This window comes from Pseudomonas sp. PDM18 (genome assembly GCF_014852585.1).
Taxonomy (GTDB): Bacteria; Pseudomonadota; Gammaproteobacteria; order Pseudomonadales; family Pseudomonadaceae; genus Pseudomonas.
In genome coordinates this window covers 45,637-62,319 of the sequence record NZ_JACVBX010000005.1, presented here as the reverse complement: position 1 = coordinate 62,319, position 16,683 = coordinate 45,637, and the positions used below count along the sequence as shown (strand labels likewise).

Below are 16,683 nucleotides of genomic sequence, written 5' to 3'. Positions count from 1 at the left end.
GGCGGCCAGCCTCTTAACCCCGGCGGGCGAGGAGATGCTAGGATACCCATCCGTTTTCCGGGCGGCCACGTTCAGGGCTTCGCAAAGCTGTTTCGAGGCTTTTTTCTGCCTGGCTCTTTGTTGCCTGCCTGTGTGGCGCCCCCTAGAGATTCGATCCCTACATGTTTGGTTCCAACGACGACAAGAAGGCCCCGCCAGCCGGGGAGAAGAAGGGTCTGTTCGGCTGGTGGCGCAAGAAGCCCCAGGCCGAGGAACAACCCGCCGAGCAAGCCGAGTCCCAGGCTGAACAGCCTGTTGCCGCTGAACCGGCTCCCGCCCCCGAGCAGGCTCCCGCCGTCCAGGCCGAGCCGGTCGCCTCGCGCGCCGAGCCCACGCCTGAGCCCGTGATCGATGTGGTGCCCGCCAGCGTGCCGGTCGAGCCGCTGGCGCAGCCCGCACCGCAACCTGAGCCGCAACCCGTTGCGCCGATCGTTGTTGAAGCGCCGCAGCCCGTCGTCCAGCCAATCGAGGCGCATGCGATTGCGCAGCCGGTCGAGCCCGCGCCCGTCGCTGCGCCCGTCCAGCCCGAACCCGTCGCAGTAGCCCAGCCGGAGCCCGAGCCTGAGGTTGCCCCGCAGCCTGAGCCTGAGCCGGAACCCGAACCGCAGGCCAAGCCTGCCGCCGGAGAACCGGCCAAGATGGGCTTCTTCGCCCGCCTCAAGCAGGGTTTGTCGAAGACCAGCGCCAGCCTCGGCGAAGGCATGGCCAGCCTGTTCCTGGGCAAGAAGGCTATCGATGACGACCTGCTGGACGAGATCGAGACCCGCCTGCTGACCGCCGACGTCGGCGTCGAGGCCACCACCACCATCGTGCAGAACCTGACCAAGCGCGTGGCGCGCAAGGAACTGGCCGACAGCGAAGCGCTGTACAAGGCCCTGCAGGAAGAGCTGGCCGGCCTACTGCGCCCCGTCGAGCAGCCGCTGAGCATCACCCGCGACAAGCAGCCCTACGTGATCCTCGTGGTCGGCGTGAACGGCGTCGGCAAGACCACCACCATCGGCAAGCTGGCGAAGAAGCTGCAGCTCGATGGCAAGAAAGTCATGCTGGCCGCCGGCGACACCTTTCGCGCCGCCGCCGTCGAGCAGCTGCAGGTCTGGGGCGAGCGCAACAACATCGCCGTGATCGCCCAGCACACCGGCGCCGATTCCGCTTCGGTGATCTTCGACGCCGTGCAGGCCGCCAAAGCCCGTGGCGTGGACGTGCTGATCGCCGACACCGCCGGTCGCCTGCACACCAAGGACAACCTGATGGAAGAGCTGAAGAAGGTGCGCCGCGTCATCGGCAAGCTGGACGAGACGGCTCCCCACGAAGTCCTGCTGGTGCTGGACGCCGGAACCGGGCAGAACGCCATCAACCAGGCCAAGCAGTTCAACAACGCCGTGGAACTCACCGGCCTGGCCCTGACCAAACTGGACGGCACCGCCAAGGGCGGGGTGATCTTCGCCCTGGCCAAGCAGTTCGGCCTGCCGATCCGCTACATCGGTGTCGGCGAAGGGATCGACGATCTGCGAACCTTCGAAGCCGATGCCTTCGTCCGTGCACTCTTCGAGACCCGGGAAATCGCATGATCCGTTTCGAGCAGGTTGGCAAACGCTATCCCAACGGCCATGTCGGCCTGCACGAGATTTCGTTCTGCGTGCCGCGCGGCGAGATCATGTTCGTCACTGGCCATTCCGGCGCGGGCAAGAGCACCCTGCTGCGCCTGATCCTGGCGATGGAACGGCCCACCTCCGGCAAGCTGCTGCTCGGCGGCCAGGACGTCTCGCGCATCTCCACCGCGCAGATTCCCTTCCTGCGTCGGCAGATCGGCGTGGTGTTCCAGAACCACCAGTTGCTGGATGACCGCAGCGTGTTCGAGAACGTTGCGCTGCCGATGCAGATTCTCGGCTTGCCCAAGGCAGACATCGCCTACCGCGTCGAAGCGGCGCTGGACCGGGTGAACCTCAAGGAGAAGGCCGAGGACCGTCCGTCCGATCTCTCCACCGGCCAGCAGCAGCGCGTCGGCATTGCCCGCGCGGTGGTGCACCGTCCAGCCCTGCTGCTCGCCGACGAACCCACCGGCAACCTCGACCCGCGCCTGGCCTCGGAAATCATGTCCGTGTTCGAAGACATCAACCGCCTGGGCACCACCGTGCTGATCGCCAGCCATGACCTGGCGCTGATCGCGCGCATGCGCCACCGGATGATCACCCTGCAGCGCGGCCGCATCATTGCCGACCGTGAGGAGAACGCCTGATGAGCGCCAATGACCTGCCCCGCGGTGACGAAGAAGGCACCCCGACGCGCAACACCCGCGAGCGCCCGGACGATAACGAACACCAGGACCACAGTGCGTCCCTCTCGGCCTACGCGGAAAACCACCGCGCCAGCCTGATGGACAGCCTGCACCGCCTGGTCAGCCACCCCTTCGGCAGCTTCTTCACCTGCCTGGTGATGGGCATCACCCTGAGCCTGCCCATGGGGCTTTCGCTGCTGCTGAACAACGTCGAGCGCCTCGGCGGCTCCTGGCAGCGCGCCGCACAGATTTCCTTATTCCTCGACCTGAAGGCCAGCGAGGCCCAGGGCCAGGACCTGCGCGAACAGATCGAGAAAATGCCCGATGTGATCGAGGCGCAACTGATCAGTCGCGAAGATGCACTGAAGGAGTTGCAGGAGCAGTCCGGCCTTGGCGAAGCGCTGAAGGAGCTGCCTGACAACCCGCTGCCAGCGGTCATCTCGGTAACGCCCAAGCAGATCGACAAGGCCCAGCTGGATGCCCTGCGTCAAAGGTTGTCGGAACTGCCGGGTGTACAACAGGCACAGCTGGACCTGGTCTGGGTCGAGCGGCTGTCGGCGATCCTCAAGCTGGGCGACCGTTTCGTCTTCGGCCTGACCATCCTGCTGGTGCTGACCCTGTTGCTGGTGATCGGCAACACCATCCGCCTGCACATCGAAAACCGCCGTAACGAAATCGAAGTCATCAAGCTGGTCGGCGGGACGGACGGTTACGTACGTCGCCCCTTCCTCTATATGGGCGCGCTGTATGGCCTGGGCGCGGGAATCCTGTCCTGGGCGCTGCTGGCCTTCGGTCTGGACTGGCTGAACAGCTCCGTGGTCAACCTGGCCGGGCTGTACGGCAGTGATTTCGGCCTGGCGGGCGTACCGGTCGACGACGGCCTGTCGCTCACCATCGGCGCTGTGCTGCTGGGCTGGATCGGTGCCTGGCTGGCCGTGGCGCGCCACCTGCGCGAGTTGGCACCGCGCTGAAACCCCTGATTATGCAGGGGTTAAGTGGGTGTAAAGGAACTTTTACACCCGCTTGCAGTCAGATTTCGCAGTGCTACACTGCGCGAGTTTCGTGAATCGGAGGATTCGCATGACCACTTCTCTGCAACCTGTTTATGCCCTGGCTCCCGGTGCGAACCTGGAAGCCTATGTGCACTCGGTGAACAGCATTCCGCTGCTGACGCCGGAGCAGGAGCGCGAACTGGCCGAACGCCTCTTCTACCAGCAAGATCTGGAAGCGGCACGGCAAATGGTTCTGGCGCACCTGCGCTTCGTCGTGCATATCGCCCGGAGTTATTCCGGGTACGGCCTGGCCCAGGCCGATCTGATCCAGGAAGGCAACGTCGGCCTGATGAAGGCCGTGAAGCGCTTCAACCCGGAAATGGGTGTGCGCCTGGTGTCGTTCGCCGTCCACTGGATCAAGGCCGAGATCCATGAGTTCATCCTGCGCAACTGGCGGATCGTGAAAGTCGCGACCACCAAGGCGCAGCGCAAGCTGTTCTTCAACCTGCGCAGCCAGAAGAAGAAACTGGCCTGGCTGAGCAACGATGAAGTGCACCGCGTCGCGGAAACCCTCGGTGTCGAGGCCCGCGAAGTCCGCGAGATGGAAAGCCGTCTCACCGGGCATGACATGGCCTTCGACCCGGCGGCGGATGCCGACGACGAAAGCGCCTACCAGTCCCCGGCGCATTATCTGGAAGACCATCGCTACGACCCGGCGCGCCAGCTGGAGGAAGCGGACTGGAGCGACAGCTCCACCGCCAGCCTGCACGAGGCGCTGGAAGGCCTGGACGAGCGCAGCCGCGACATCCTCTACCAGCGCTGGCTGGCCGAGGAGAAAGCGACTCTGCACGACCTCGCGGCCAAGTACAACGTGTCCGCCGAGCGGATTCGTCAGTTGGAAAAGAACGCGATGAACAAGCTCAAGGGTCGCATCGAAGCCTGATCGGCTTCGACGCACCCTGCGAGTCGCGAACCGCACCCTGGTGCGGTTTTTTTCTGTCCGCATTCAGCGTCTGGAGAGTCCCATGCCGCGCCTGCGTCCCGTCCACGGGATGTTTTTCCTGGTCATCGCCCTGCTGGCCTTCGGCCTGGGAACCTGGGTCGCCCGCACGTCGGCGCCGCCCAAGCCGCCGCAGTGGTTCAGCGACTGGAAGGAAAAGGTCTTCGAGCCGCTGGCCGATGACCAACTGACCCTGAACGAGCTGCAGGGCCAGCAGCCAGGCGAGCTATGGCTGACTGCCAGCCAGGATGGCCCGCAGCTGCATTACCGCGGCCGGCTGGTGACGGAAGAGGGACCCTGGCATGTCGAGGCGGAGCTGGCGCTGAGCGAGGCCGAGCACGCCAGCCTGGCCAAGGCCACCGGCATGCAGCCGGGCAGCAAGGACCAGCCGCTGAGCGCCGAGCTGATGGGGCAGTTGGGCAACAAGCCGGTTTCCGAGCTGGCGCTGGCGCCGCAGGAAGACCTGGCGGTCGGTCGTCTGGCGGTGAGCCTGGGCGATCCACGCCTGCGCCTGCAGGTCGATGGCGGCGAAGCCTGGGTCTATCCGGAGAAGGGCATGACCCTGCTGCACCGCGACGGCAGCCTGCAATGGGTGCGGGTGGTGCCGCGCAGTACGTTCAAGGCCGGCGAGACGCCTTAAAGGCGTTCGAGATAGTCGCTGCCGCCCAACTGCCACATCTGCTGGCGAATCCAGGAGGCGCGCTGGCGCACGTAGGGACCGGGCTTGCCGGCGCTCCACTTGCGCGGGTTTGGTAGCACGGCCGCCAGCAGGCTGGCCTGCTGTTGCGACAGGCGTTTCGCATCGACGCCGAAGTGATGTTGGGCAGCGGCCTGGGCGCCGAATACGCCGGCGTCCCATTCCACGCTGTTGAGGTAGACCTCGAGAATCCGCTGCTTGGACCAGAAGGTCTCGATCAGCAGGGTGAACCAGGCCTCGAAGCCCTTGCGCACCCAGCTGCGCCCGGTCCAGAGGAAGACGTTCTTCGCCACCTGCTGGCTGATGGTGCTGCCGCCGCGCACCTTGCCGCCCTGCTCGTTGTGCGCCAGGGCCTTCTGGATCGCCGGCACGTCGAAGCCGTGGTGTTCGGCGAACTTCTGGTCCTCGCTGGCGATCACCGCGAGCTTGAGGCTGTCCGGCAATTCATCCCAGGAACGCCAGCTGCGCTGCAGGTCGATGGGTTGGCCGTTGAACCAGGATTCGATCTTGCGCTCGACCATGACCATGGTCCCCGGTGGCGGCACCCAGCGCAGGATGATGACCAGCGCCACGCTGATGGCGACGAACCAGAGCGCGATCTTGAGCAGGCGACGGAGCAGCATGGGCATTCGAGGCTTTGCCTGGGCGGATGAGCGGGCCATTATAGCGGCACTCACCTGCCTGGAGCTGTCCCATGCTGCGTACTTTCCTGATGCTCGCCGCGTTCTTCGGCTTCACCGGAGTCGCCCTCGGCGCGTTCGCCGCTCACGGTCTGAAGAGCAAGCTCACCCCCGAATACCTGGCGGTGTTCCAGACCGGAGTGCATTACCAGATGCTGCATGCCCTGGCACTGTTCGGCGTGGCGCTGCTCTCGGCTCACATCGGCGGCACCTTGGTCAGCCTCGCCGGCTGGGCGTTTACCGTCGGCATCCTGCTGTTTTCCGGCAGCCTCTACCTGCTGACCCTGGCCGGCCTGGGCGTGGGCATCGTCACACCGATCGGCGGGCTGTTCTTCCTCATTGGCTGGGCACTGTTGCTGGTAGCGGCCTTCCAGCTGGGTTGACCCGGACGTCAGAAAAGCCCGAGTGCGACGCCCCGGTAACTTGGTCATCGGGCGCGATCGGGCTAGAATGCGACCCCCTCCAGCCACGACCGTCCCGCCCATGCGTATTCAGTTGAACGGCGAACCCTTCGAGCTGCCCGACGGCCACAGCGTCGCCAACCTGCTCGAACGTCTCGACCTCACCGGCAAGCGTGTCGCGGTCGAGCTCAACCAGGACATCGTGCCGCGCAGCCAGCACGCCGCCACCGCCCTGAGCGAAGGCGACCAGGTGGAAGTGGTGCATGCCATCGGTGGCGGCTAGCAGCCGCCTCCCAGACTTTCAGGCCCCGCCCGCCTTTCCTTCAGGAGTGATTCGATGAGCCAACCCAACTCCAACCTGCCGGTCGACAAGCCCTTCACCCTGGCTGGCCGCACCTACAATTCGCGGCTGCTGGTCGGCACCGGCAAGTACAAGGATCTCGAGGAGACCCGCGTCGCCATCGAGGCCTCGGGCGCCGAGATCGTCACTGTCGCCGTGCGCCGCACCAACATCGGCCAGAACCCGGGCGAACCGAACCTGCTGGACGTGATTCCGCCGGATCGCTACACCATCCTGCCGAACACCGCCGGCTGCTACGACGCCGTCGAGGCCGTGCGCACCTGTCGCCTGGCCCGCGAGCTGCTCGATGGCCACAACCTGGTCAAGCTGGAAGTCCTCGCCGACCAAAAGACCCTCTTCCCCAATGTCGTGGAAACCCTCAAGGCCGCCGAAGTGCTGGTCAAGGACGGCTTCGACGTCATGGTGTACACCAGCGACGACCCGATCATCGCGCGCCAGCTGGCCGAGATCGGCTGCATCGCGGTGATGCCGCTGGCCGGCCTGATCGGCTCGGGCCTGGGCATCTGCAACCCGTACAACCTGCGGATCATCCTCGAAGAAGCCACCGTCCCGGTGCTGGTGGATGCCGGAGTGGGTACCGCCTCCGACGCCACCATCGCCATGGAGCTGGGCTGCGAGGCCGTGCTGATGAATACCGCCATCGCCCATGCGCAGAACCCGGTGATGATGGCCGAGGCGATGAAGCACGCTATCGTCGCCGGGCGCCTGGCGTACCTGGCCGGCCGCATGCCGCGCAAGCTGTACGCGAGCGCATCGTCGCCGATGACGGGCCTGATCAATTAACGATCTGCTGCGCGTCGGCGGAACGTCGTTGAAAAGTGGTTCGGGATGCTCATTTACTGCGTGTAAACTCCGCTCCCGCCCCACTTTTCGCCTAGTTCCGCTCTAGCTCGCGAGATCGTTGGCAGGCATTTAATAGACACCGACGCGCGGGCCGGTTTGCCAAAGGCAGCCGGCCCGCGCGTGCATTTACCCGCAAGGTTTGAGTCATGAGTGACATTCCCGAGAATCAGCCCGAGAACCAGCCCGACGCCGATAACCGTCCGATGCGCGCCATCAAGAGCTTCGTGATGCGCGCCGGGCGCATGACCGAAGGCCAGCAGCGCGGCCTCGACCAGGGCTGGCCGAAGTACGGCCTGGAGCTGGCAGACGGGCTGCGGGATTTCGACCAGGTATTTGGGCGCCAGGCACCGCGTACCTTCGAGATTGGCTTCGGTATGGGCCACGCCACCCTGGAGATGGCCGCTGCCGCGCCGGAGCAGGACTTCATCGGCGTGGAAGTGCACCGTCCGGGCGTCGGCGCACTGCTCAACGGCATGTTGACCCAGGAGCTGAGCAACATCCGCGTCTACAGCTGCGACGCCATCGAAGTGTTGCGAGACTGCGTGGCCGACGCCAGCCTCGACCGCCTGCTGCTGTTCTTCCCGGACCCGTGGCACAAGTCGCGTCACCACAAGCGTCGCATCGTGCAGCCAGCCTGGGCGGAGCTGGTGCGGCAGAAGCTGAAGGTCGGCGGCGTGCTGCACATGGCCACCGACTGGGAACAATATGCCGAACACATGCTGGAAGTGATGAATGCCGCACCCGGCTATCGCAACCTTTCGGCGGACAATACCTATGTGCCGCGCCCGGAAGAGCGCCCGGTCACCAAGTTCGAACGTCGCGGGGAGCGACTCGGGCATGGCGTCTGGGACCTGAAGTTCGAGCGCGTCGACTGATATACGGAAAAGGCCTGCACAGCAGGCCTTTTTCACGCAGAAACACCCTACAGACCGGGACCACCCGGCAGGCCGCAAAGGCCACCCTCACCTCCTGAATAAAAAGCGGCATCCGCCGCGGACGAAAATAAGAGTGACGGACAGGAGTCCGTCGCAAAGGAGTCTGCTGTGTTGAAGAAACTTGCTGTACTGCTGATGGCGGGGGCGTTGGCACTGCCGGCGCAGGCGAAAGTCGATGCCACCGAGGCCGCTCGACTGGGCCGCGACCTGACGCCGATGGGGGCGGAAATGGCCGGCAACGCCAGTGGCACCATCCCCGCGTGGACCGGCGGCATCACCAGCGCCCCGGCGGGTTACCAGCCCGGCACTCACCACCTCGATCCGTACGCTGCCGATGCCGTGCAGTACAAGATCGACAGCAAGAACCTGGCGCAGTACCAGGCGCTGCTCACCCCGGGCACCCAGGCGCTGCTGCAGGAAAACCCAGACTACTACCTGCGCGTCTTCCCGAGCCGCCGCAGCGCATCCTTGCCCCAGCGCATCTATGACGCCACCCGCTTCAACGCCGAGAACGCCGAGCTGATCGCCGACGGCAACGGAGTGCAGGGCGCCGCCGCCGGCGTGCCGTTCCCGATGCCGAAGACCGGCCTGGAAGCCATCTGGAACCACATCATGCGTTACCGTGGCGAGCAGATTCACATGGTGACCAACCAGGCCGCCGTGCTCGCCAGCGGCAGCTACAACCTGCTCAAGCTCGACCGCTACGTGTACTTCAACTACGGCCGCGAGGGCATGACCCCGCAGGACCTGAACAACACGCTGTTCTACTACAAGTACAACATCGTCGCCCCGGCCAAGCTCGCCGGCTCTGCGCTGGTGGTGCAGGAGACCATCGACCAGGTGCTGTCGATCCGCAAGGCCTGGCGCTTCAACAGCGGCGAGCGCCGCGTGCGCCGTCTGCCAAGCCTGGCCTACGACACTCTGCAGCCGGACACCAACGGCCTGGCCACCGCCGACACCGTGGACGTCTACAACGGCGCGCCGGATCACTACGAGTGGCAGCTGCTGGGCAAGCGCGAGATGCTGGTGCCGTACAACAGCTACGCGGTGCACCAGAAGGGCATCCCCTACGCCGACATCCTCAAGACCAAGACCCTCAACCCCGAGTTGCTGCGCTACGAGCCGCACCGCGTCTGGGTGGTCGAGGCGACCCTGCGCAAGGGCATGGGCCATCCGTTCGCCAAGCGCCGCTTCTACCTGGATGAAGACAGTTGGCAGATCCTCGCCTCGGACATCTACAACGCCGACGGCAAGCTGATCCGCGCCCAGGAAGTGCACCCGATCAACTACTACGACGTGCCCATGGTGCTCAGTACCCTGGAAGCGCTGTACGACTTCGAAGGGGCGCGCTACTTCGTCGACGGCCTGGACAACAACGAGCCGATGTACGACTTCAAGGTCCCGCTGGGGCCGCGCGACTTCACCCCGCAGGCCTTGCGCCGCGAGGGCAACTGAGTCCAGCAGAGGCCGCCGCGAGGCGGCCTTTGTCTATCCGCAGTGTGGCCGAGCTGAATTGTAGGAGCGAGCTTGTTCGCGAACCGCCCCTGCATCGGCGCCGCCAGGGAGCCTGTTCGCGAGCAGGCTCGCTCCTACGAAGGGCATCGAATCCGGTGCAGGATCTATTCGATGAGTTCGGCGCCCAGCACGGTGGTCTCCGGCATGCGCATCGGCGCCGGGCTGATCTGCAGGTACTTGATGCTGGTGCGCGGAATGATCAGCAGGTCGCCGTCCACCTCGATGCTGATGACCGGTGATTCCATCTGCTTGCGGATGCCGCGGGCCACTTCGGCGGGGTCGTCGCTCTGTTGCGGGAAGCGCAGCGCCAGGCGCTGGCCATCGGAGAAATGCAGGTACAGATGCTTGATCGGCTTCATGTGTCCTCCGGCGGGTTTGTGGCCAACCGCCGGAGGAACGCAGGTCAACTGCGGTCGGCGATCATGCCAATCACGAAGAACACTAGCAGCAGGACGGGCGCCAGGGTGTAGTTGTTGAAGTAACCCAGGCCCTTGGCCAGCCACGGGGTGACGAAGACCATCGCCAGGCCATAGCCGACGGCGCAGATCAGCACAAATAGCAGGGTGCGGAAGACGAAGTTCAGGCTGCCGATGCGCTGCTGTACCCAGGCGTTGATCGCCGGGCCGAACAGCACCAGCACGGTCGCCATGATCGCCAGGGCGATGTCGGACAGGTGGCCGCGGCACCAGCGGGAGACGTTGGCAATCAGGTCGAGCGCGAAGTCCATGGGGGCTCCTTGGGATTCAGAGTCGCTGGCGAGTGTACACGCCGGACGACGATGAAGTCGCCCGGTGCTGCTGGTGTCGGAGACTCAGGGCAGGAAGCGCTGCAACAGGTCGTTGAGGAACAGCTGGCCGCGCTCGGTGGGGGCCAGGTGCTGCGGGTCGTCCAGCAGCAGGCCGTCCTGGCGCGCCTGGCGGCAGGCTTGCTCGATGGCGGCCAGCGGCAGGCCGGTGCGCTCGGCGAAGGTCGCCGCCGATACGCCCTCGGTGAGGCGCAGGGCGTTCATCATGAACTCGAAGGGGAGGTCGTCCGCTTCCAGGTCGCGCTCGCCGGCCTGGAAGGGCTTGTCCGGGTTCAGGTAGTCCTTCGGCAGGCGTGTCTTCCAGGTGCGCAGGATGCGGCCTTGCGGTGTGCTCAGCTTGGCGTGGGCGCCGGCGCCGATGCCGAGGAAATCGCCGAAGGACCAGTAGTTCAGGTTGTGCCGTGCGCGCTTGCCTTCGCGGGCATAGGCCGAGGTTTCGTACTGGGCGTAGCCCGCCTGGGCGAGCAGCGCCTGGCCGGCTTCCTGGATTTCCCACAGCTGGTCGTCCTCGGGCAGCTCCGGCGGCTGGCTCCAGAACACCGTGTTCGGCTCCATGGTCAGTTGGTACCAGGACAGGTGCGTGGGCGCCAGGGCGATGGCCTGCTGCAGGTCGACCAGCGCGTCGGCGACGCTCTGCTCCGGCAGGCCGTGCATCAGGTCCAGGTTGAAGTTGTCGAAGCCGGCGCGGCGGGCCATCTCGGCGGCGCGTACTGCTTCGTCACCATCGTGGATGCGCCCCAGAGCCTTGAGTTTCTCCGCCTGGAAGCTCTGGATGCCGATGGACAGCCGGTTTATGCCCAGTGCCCGATAATCGGCAAACTTGGCCTGCTCGAAGGTGCCGGGGTTGGCTTCCAGGGTGATCTCGATGTCGCTCTCGAACCCGACTTGCTGCTCCAGGCCTGCGAGGATGCGGCCCAGCGCCTTGGCCGAGAACAGGCTGGGCGTGCCGCCGCCGAAGAAGATCGAGGTCAGCTTGCGACCGTGCACGTAGCCGCGATCCGCCGCCAGGTCGGCCAGCAGCGCCTCGACATAGGCGTCCTCGGGCAGCTCCGGACCGGCGGCATGTGAGTTGAAGTCGCAGTAGGGGCATTTGCGCACGCACCAGGGGATGTGCACGTACGCGGACAGCGGTGGCAGGCGGAAGCCGGAAACCACCGGCCCTGCGTCGAGCCCGTGGCTTCCTGCCTGGCTCATAGACCCAGCCGCTGCTTCAGCAGGGCCATCGCGCGGGCGCGGTGGCTGATCTGGTTCTTGCGCTCGGGCGGCAGTTCGGCGCTGGAGCATTCCGCTTCCGGCACCCAGAACAATGGGTCGTAGCCGAAGCCGTGTTCGCCGCGGGCCGCGCGCAGGATGCTGCCGTGCCAGAGGCCTTCGCAGAGGATCGGCAGCGGGTCGTCGGCGTGGCGGACCAGGGCCAGCACGCTGACGAACTGGGCACCGCGCTGCTCGTCCGGCACGTCCTTCAGGGCGTCCAGCAGCTTGGCGTTGTTCGCCGCGTCACCCTTGCCGTCGGCGTAGCGCGCGGAGTAGATGCCCGGCGCACCGCCGAGGAAGTCCACTGCCAGGCCCGAGTCGTCGGCCAGCGCCGGCAGGCCGGAGATGCGCGCGGCGTTGCGGGCCTTGAGGATGGCGTTCTCGACGAACGACAGGCCGGTCTCTTCCGGCTCCACGTCGCTGAACTCGCCGATGGAGCGCACCTTCACGTGGGCTCCGAGCATGGCCTGGAGTTCCTTGAGCTTGCCGGCGTTGTGACTGGCCAGCACCAGTTGTTCGAGCTTGATCATTCGTCTGGGAAGATTTCCTGCATGAAATCGAAGCTTTGCGGGGCTTCGTTTCCGGACTGGACCTGGATGGAGAAGGTCAGGGTTTCGCGGCCTTCGATGGGGAATTGCGCCAGGTTGTAGACGGCGCCTTCCTCGACCACGCGCTTGAAGGTCAGGGGTACGGTCTGCCCCATCAGGTTCTTCGCGGAGCCGGCGACAGTGACGTTGGCCGGCTTGCCGCTGGCGTCCAGCGGCACGATGTTAATCACGCCCTGGGCCTTGCTGCGCACCACGCCCACCGCTTGCGCGACGTTGGGTTGGAGGAAGCTGGAGTTGAATACGCTGTAGTGCACCTGCAGGTCGCCCAGGCGCTTCACCTGTTCGGCGAAGGCGGGCAGGGCAAGGACCAGGCAGGCGAGGAAGGTAAGCAGGCGGCGCATGATGTTTCTCCCGGGCTCTATCAGATAGCCGCGATCAGACGGCGATGCGATGGTCTTGCACGCGAGCGCCGCTGATCCGGTAGATGCCGATCTCACCCAACAGATTAGGCCAGATTCGCGAGGCCCAGCCATGCTGGTGCTCGTGGTCTACCGCCAGGCGGTCCAGCACCTTCGCGTGCTGCTCGTGGCAGAGCGCCTCGAAGTCACGGAAGGTGCAGAAGTGGATGTTCGGCGTGTTGTACCAAGTGTACGGAAGGAAATCCGACACCGGCATGCGGCCATTGCGCGCGAGGTACCAGCGGCAGCGCCAGTGGCCGAAGTTGGGGAAGGTGATGATGCAGGTCTTGCCCACCCGCAGCATCTCCGCCAGCACCTTGTCGGGGTAGCGCAGGGCCTGCAGGGACTGGGTCATCACGACCACATCGAAGCTGTCGCTGGCGAAATTGCCCAGGCCCTTGTCCAGGTCCTGTTCGATGACGTTGACGCCACGTTCGATGCATTTGGCGATCTTGTCCGGGTCGATCTCCAGCCCGTAGCCGCCGACCTGCTTGTGGTCGCGCAGCCAGGCGAGCAGCTCGCCGTCGCCGCAGCCCAGGTCGAGCACGCGGCTGCCGGCGGGGATCCAGTCTTGGATGATTTCCAGGTCGGCGCGCATGGTGATCCTTATACGCTGATGCGGTTCATGTAACCGCTGAAAGCTTGCAGGTAGCGTGGAATCGGCATCAGGAAGGCGTCGTGGCCTTGCGGTGCGTCGATTTCCAGGTAGCTGACGTTCTTCTTCGCTGCCAGCAGCGCGTCGACGATCTCCCGCGAACGTGCCGGGGAGAAGCGCCAGTCGGTGGTGAAGGACATCACGCAGAAGTCCGCCTTCACGCCCCCGAGGGTGCGCGCCAGGTCGTCGCCGTGGACGGCGGCCGGGTCGAAGTAGTCCAGCGCCTTGGTCATCAGCAGGTAGGTATTGGCGTCGAAGCGGGTGGAGAACTCCTCGCCCTGGTAGCGCAGGTAGCTTTCCACCTGGAACTCGACGCTGTGCAGGTCGTAGTTGAGCTTCTCCGACTTCATGTCGCGGCCGAACTTGGCGCCCATGGCGTCATCGGAGAGGTAGGTGATGTGCCCGACCATCCGCGCCAGGCGCAGGCCGCGCTTGGGGATCACGTCGTGTTCCTGGAAGTGGCCGCCGCAGAACTCCGGGTCTGAGAGAATGGCCTGGCGGGCGACTTCGTTGAAGGCGATGTTCTGCGCCGACAGTTTGGGTGCGCTGGCGATGCACAGGCAATGGCGCACGCGCTCGGGGTAGCTGATGGTCCACTGCAGCGCCTGCATGCCGCCCAGACTGCCGCCGACAATGGCGGCCCAGCTGTGGATGCCGAGGCGGTCGGCCAGGCGTGCCTGGCTGTGCACCCAGTCTTCCACGGTGACCACGGGGAAGTCCGCGCCATAGGTCTTGCCGGTGGCGGGGTTGAGGCTGGTCGGCCCGGTGGAGCCGTTGCAGCCGCCCAGGTTGTTCAGCGCGACGACGAAGAACTTGCGGGTGTCGATGGGCTTGCCCGGACCGATGCAGCTGTCCCACCAGCCCGGCTTGCGCTCATCCTCGCTGTGGTAGCCGGCGGCGTGGTGATGGCCGGAGAGCGCATGGCAGATCAGCACGGCGTTGCTCGCCGTGGCGTTCAGCTCGCCGTAGGTCTCGATCACCAGCTGGTATTCGGGCAGCGTCTTGCCGCAGGCCAGGGGCAGCGGTTCGTTGAACTGCAGCGTCTGGGGGGTGACCAGACCGACGGAATCTTCGGGGAAGACTGTAGGCATCGACCCAGCTCATGAATAAAAAAGGACGGCCAGTCTAAAGAGCGCTGCCCCTTGCGGCAAGCGCACTCGGAAGGGGCAGGGCGGGCGCGGCGCGGGGTTCAGGCGCGCTGGGAGGTGGGCAGGGTGACGACCTTGGCCTGGCGCTGCAGCGGTGCCGGGCGGCGCAGCTGACGGAGGATGTCGGTAGCCTCGGCGAGCTGCTGTTCCAGCTCCTCGGTGTAGCGCCCCAGCAGCAGCGAGCGTTGCCGCGCCTGCTGGGTTTCCTGGGCCAGGGCCTTGAGGCGCAGCATGTGGGTTTCCAGCATCTGCTTGTGTTCCAGGCTGTACTGCATCAGCGGCATCAGGGCGTCGGCGGCCCATTGCTCGGCCTCCTCGCGCAGGCGCTGATGCAGGCCGATGACTTCCTGGGCGACGGTGGCGAAGAAACGCCGGGTGAGCAGGCGCTGCTCGGTGAGCAGGGTCTTCAGGTGAAGGCGGAAGCGGTCGGCCTTGTCCTGTAGCTTGGCGAGGTCACGCAGGTAGCGCTGGACGCGGAACTGCGGGGCGTCCAGGGCATTGAGCGGGTTTTCCTCGTTGTGCCGCTGGTAGATGGCCGCGACCATGCGGTTAGCGGTTTCGGCTTCGTGGCCGAGGGCGACCAGGTCGCCTTCCACGGTGCGGAAGAACTGCAGGATGGCCTGGTTGATGCCGACCGTGGTCCAGCTGCCGCGCAGCTTGTCGTGGACCTTCTTCAGGTGCTGTTCCAGGCGCTCGGCGCGCACTGCCTCGCGCAACTGCTCGCCCTGGTGGCGCAGCAGGCGCTGGTTGGTCTTCAGGCTGAGCAGGCGCTTGTGGTGCAGGTTGTGGTCGTCCTTGGTCCGCGCGGTCAGTTCGAACAGCAGCTGGCCACTGTCCTGCTGCTGGTCGTTGAGCAGCGCCTGCTGCTCCTTCACCTTGTCCAGGCGCACGCGCAGGCTGTGCTGGCTGTTGTTGACCAGCGCCAGCACCTGGCCGACCACGGCACTCTCCAGCAGACGTTCCTTCTGCGCGACGATGCGCTCGCAGAGCAGCTCCTCCAGGGACTCCATCTGGCTGCGCGCAAGCAGTTCGCGGTCGCCGCGCACCTTGGCCAGCAGCGCCTGCTTGGCCGACAGCGGCAGCACGTCCTCCTTGGCGATGCCCAGCTGGCGCGCCGTGGTGTCCCGGATGTGGCGGATGGCGTTCTGCACGAAGGCTTCGCCGGCCAGGTCATCCCAGAGCACGTCGATCTTGTTCAGCACCGCATAAAGCGTGGTGTGGCCATCCTCGCCGAGCTGACGCACATGGTCCTGCCAGATCGCCATGTCGGAAGCGGTGACGCCGGTATCGGCGGCCAGCAGGAAGAGGATCGACTGCGCGCTGGGCAGCATCGACAGGGTCAGTTCCGGCTCGCTGCCCAGTGCGTTCAGGCCGGGGGTATCGAGGATGCGCAGGCCCTGGCGCAGCAGCGGGTGGTCGAAGTTGACCAGCGCGTGGCGCCACGCCGGCACCAGCACGATGCCGGGCTTGTCGGTGGCTTCGAGCATGTCCGGGTGGAAGCCCAGCTGGATTGCCTGTTCCACCGGCAGCGGCTTGGTCTTGGCAACCTGGGCGAAGGCCTCGGCCATGTTCGCCGGATCGGAAGTGTCGAGGGGGATATTCACCCAGTGCCGCGGGATGCGCTTGAACTGCGCCACGCTGGCATCGGCGACGCGTGTCTCGATGGGCAGTAGGCGGATGTAGGGTCGCTCTGAGCGCGGGTCGAAGAACAGCTCGGTAGGGCACATGGTGGTGCGCCCGGCCTGGGAAGGCAGCATGCGGCGGCCGTAGCCGGAGAAGAACAGGCTGTTGATCAGCTCGGTCTTGCCGCGCGAGTACTCGCCGACGAAGGCCAGGGTGATGTGGTCGACACGTAGCAGGCGCAGGGTACGTTCGAGGCGGTTCTCGATTTCCGGGGTGTTCAGCCGGGCGCGCTCCAGCCAGCTGCGATAGCGGGTGATCTCGCGGACCAGCTCGCGCTTCCAGGTGACGTAGGCATCAATCTGCTGACTGAGACGTTCCATGCTCATCCGGGCGTTCCTTGGGCTGGCGCGTCCTGCGCGGGGATTGGATGGCGTGGATTATGCGACGGAGTGGG

The 16,683-nt window shown here is 65.6% G+C and carries 19 protein-coding genes; 10 read left to right on the top strand and 9 right to left on the bottom strand.

The window, feature by feature from the left end:
- The first annotated feature begins 161 nt into the window (after positions 1 to 161).
- The 5 genes from ftsY (at position 162) to IB274_RS12215 (ending at position 4,946) form a co-directional block, all read left to right on the top strand.
- Positions 162 to 1,607, top strand: coding sequence for a signal recognition particle-docking protein FtsY (ftsY, locus tag IB274_RS12235; protein ID WP_192432246.1), 1,446 nt, complete (start codon positions 162 to 164; stop codon positions 1,605 to 1,607).
- Complete coding sequence (gene ftsE, locus IB274_RS12230) at positions 1,604 to 2,275, top strand: cell division ATP-binding protein FtsE (protein ID WP_192432245.1); 672 nt, start codon at positions 1,604 to 1,606, stop codon at positions 2,273 to 2,275. Before ftsY ends, ftsE begins: the two co-directional genes overlap by 4 nt.
- Entirely contained in the window at positions 2,275 to 3,285 is a 1,011-nt protein-coding gene (gene ftsX, locus IB274_RS12225) for a permease-like cell division protein FtsX (protein WP_192432244.1), read from the top strand. The genes ftsE and ftsX overlap by 1 nt, the downstream gene beginning before the upstream one ends.
- Before the next feature lie 109 nt (positions 3,286 to 3,394).
- On the top strand, positions 3,395 to 4,249 hold the full coding sequence (gene rpoH / locus IB274_RS12220) for an RNA polymerase sigma factor RpoH (RefSeq protein WP_192432243.1): 855 nt from the start codon (positions 3,395 to 3,397) through the stop codon (positions 4,247 to 4,249).
- An 82-nt stretch (positions 4,250 to 4,331) separates the two neighbouring features.
- Positions 4,332 to 4,946, top strand: a complete 615-nt coding sequence (locus IB274_RS12215) for a hypothetical protein (RefSeq protein WP_192432242.1) — start codon at positions 4,332 to 4,334, stop codon at positions 4,944 to 4,946.
- Here the strand turns inward: IB274_RS12215 and mtgA are convergent.
- Positions 4,943 to 5,665 carry a monofunctional biosynthetic peptidoglycan transglycosylase gene (mtgA, locus tag IB274_RS12210; protein ID WP_192432241.1) on the bottom strand — a complete coding sequence of 241 codons (723 nt, stop codon included), beginning with the start codon at positions 5,663 to 5,665 and terminating at the stop codon, positions 4,943 to 4,945. The genes IB274_RS12215 and mtgA overlap by 4 nt on opposite strands.
- 32 nt (positions 5,666 to 5,697) lie before the next feature.
- On the opposite strand from mtgA, the gene IB274_RS12205 reads away from it, so the two are divergent.
- The 5 genes from IB274_RS12205 to IB274_RS12185 all read left to right on the top strand — a co-directional run bounded on the left by IB274_RS12205 (position 5,698) and on the right by IB274_RS12185 (position 9,678).
- The gene (locus IB274_RS12205; protein ID WP_192432240.1) at positions 5,698 to 6,066 is read left to right on the top strand and encodes a DUF423 domain-containing protein; all 369 of its coding nucleotides are present in this window, start codon (positions 5,698 to 5,700) and stop codon (positions 6,064 to 6,066) included.
- A 100-nt stretch (positions 6,067 to 6,166) separates the two neighbouring features.
- Positions 6,167 to 6,367, top strand: coding sequence for a sulfur carrier protein ThiS (gene thiS, locus IB274_RS12200; protein WP_017520101.1), 201 nt, complete (start codon positions 6,167 to 6,169; stop codon positions 6,365 to 6,367).
- Between the two features lie 54 nt (positions 6,368 to 6,421).
- Positions 6,422 to 7,228, top strand: coding sequence for a thiazole synthase (locus IB274_RS12195; protein ID WP_017520102.1), 807 nt, complete (start codon positions 6,422 to 6,424; stop codon positions 7,226 to 7,228).
- A 263-nt stretch (positions 7,229 to 7,491) separates the two neighbouring features.
- Entirely contained in the window at positions 7,492 to 8,163 is a 672-nt protein-coding gene (gene trmB, locus IB274_RS12190) for a tRNA (guanosine(46)-N7)-methyltransferase TrmB (RefSeq protein WP_225614849.1), read from the top strand.
- 168 nt (positions 8,164 to 8,331) lie between these two features.
- Positions 8,332 to 9,678 carry a DUF1329 domain-containing protein gene (locus IB274_RS12185; protein ID WP_192432238.1) on the top strand — a complete coding sequence of 449 codons (1,347 nt, stop codon included), beginning with the start codon at positions 8,332 to 8,334 and terminating at the stop codon, positions 9,676 to 9,678.
- 164 nt (positions 9,679 to 9,842) lie between these two features.
- Here the strand turns inward: IB274_RS12185 and IB274_RS12180 are convergent, their stop codons facing one another.
- The 8 genes from IB274_RS12180 to IB274_RS12145 all read right to left on the bottom strand — a co-directional run bounded on the left by IB274_RS12180 (position 9,843) and on the right by IB274_RS12145 (position 16,615).
- Positions 9,843 to 10,097 (bottom strand): hypothetical protein, encoded by a 255-nt coding sequence (locus IB274_RS12180; protein ID WP_017520105.1) that lies wholly within the window; start codon positions 10,095 to 10,097, stop codon positions 9,843 to 9,845.
- A 44-nt stretch (positions 10,098 to 10,141) separates the two neighbouring features.
- Positions 10,142 to 10,465: a DUF3392 domain-containing protein gene (locus IB274_RS12175; protein ID WP_017520106.1), complete on the bottom strand. Its 324-nt coding sequence runs from the start codon at positions 10,463 to 10,465 to the stop codon at positions 10,142 to 10,144.
- Between the two features lie 84 nt (positions 10,466 to 10,549).
- Positions 10,550 to 11,737 (bottom strand): radical SAM family heme chaperone HemW, encoded by a 1,188-nt coding sequence (hemW, locus tag IB274_RS12170; RefSeq protein WP_192432236.1) that lies wholly within the window; start codon positions 11,735 to 11,737, stop codon positions 10,550 to 10,552.
- Positions 11,734 to 12,327 (bottom strand): RdgB/HAM1 family non-canonical purine NTP pyrophosphatase, encoded by a 594-nt coding sequence (rdgB, locus tag IB274_RS12165; RefSeq protein ID WP_192432234.1) that lies wholly within the window; start codon positions 12,325 to 12,327, stop codon positions 11,734 to 11,736. The genes hemW and rdgB overlap by 4 nt, the downstream gene beginning before the upstream one ends.
- Positions 12,324 to 12,746 carry a DUF4426 domain-containing protein gene (locus IB274_RS12160; protein WP_192432232.1) on the bottom strand — a complete coding sequence of 141 codons (423 nt, stop codon included), beginning with the start codon at positions 12,744 to 12,746 and terminating at the stop codon, positions 12,324 to 12,326. Before IB274_RS12160 ends, rdgB begins: the two co-directional genes overlap by 4 nt.
- 34 nt (positions 12,747 to 12,780) lie before the next feature.
- Positions 12,781 to 13,401, bottom strand: coding sequence for a methionine biosynthesis protein MetW (metW, locus tag IB274_RS12155; RefSeq protein WP_192432230.1), 621 nt, complete (start codon positions 13,399 to 13,401; stop codon positions 12,781 to 12,783).
- Positions 13,402 to 13,409: 8 nt separating this feature from the next.
- Positions 13,410 to 14,549: a homoserine O-succinyltransferase MetX gene (metX, locus tag IB274_RS12150; RefSeq protein WP_192432228.1), complete on the bottom strand. Its 1,140-nt coding sequence runs from the start codon at positions 14,547 to 14,549 to the stop codon at positions 13,410 to 13,412.
- Positions 14,550 to 14,647: 98 nt separating this feature from the next.
- The gene (locus tag IB274_RS12145) at positions 14,648 to 16,615 is read right to left on the bottom strand and encodes a dynamin-like GTPase family protein (RefSeq protein WP_192432226.1); all 1,968 of its coding nucleotides are present in this window, start codon (positions 16,613 to 16,615) and stop codon (positions 14,648 to 14,650) included.
- Between the last annotated feature and the right edge of the window lie 68 nt (positions 16,616 to 16,683).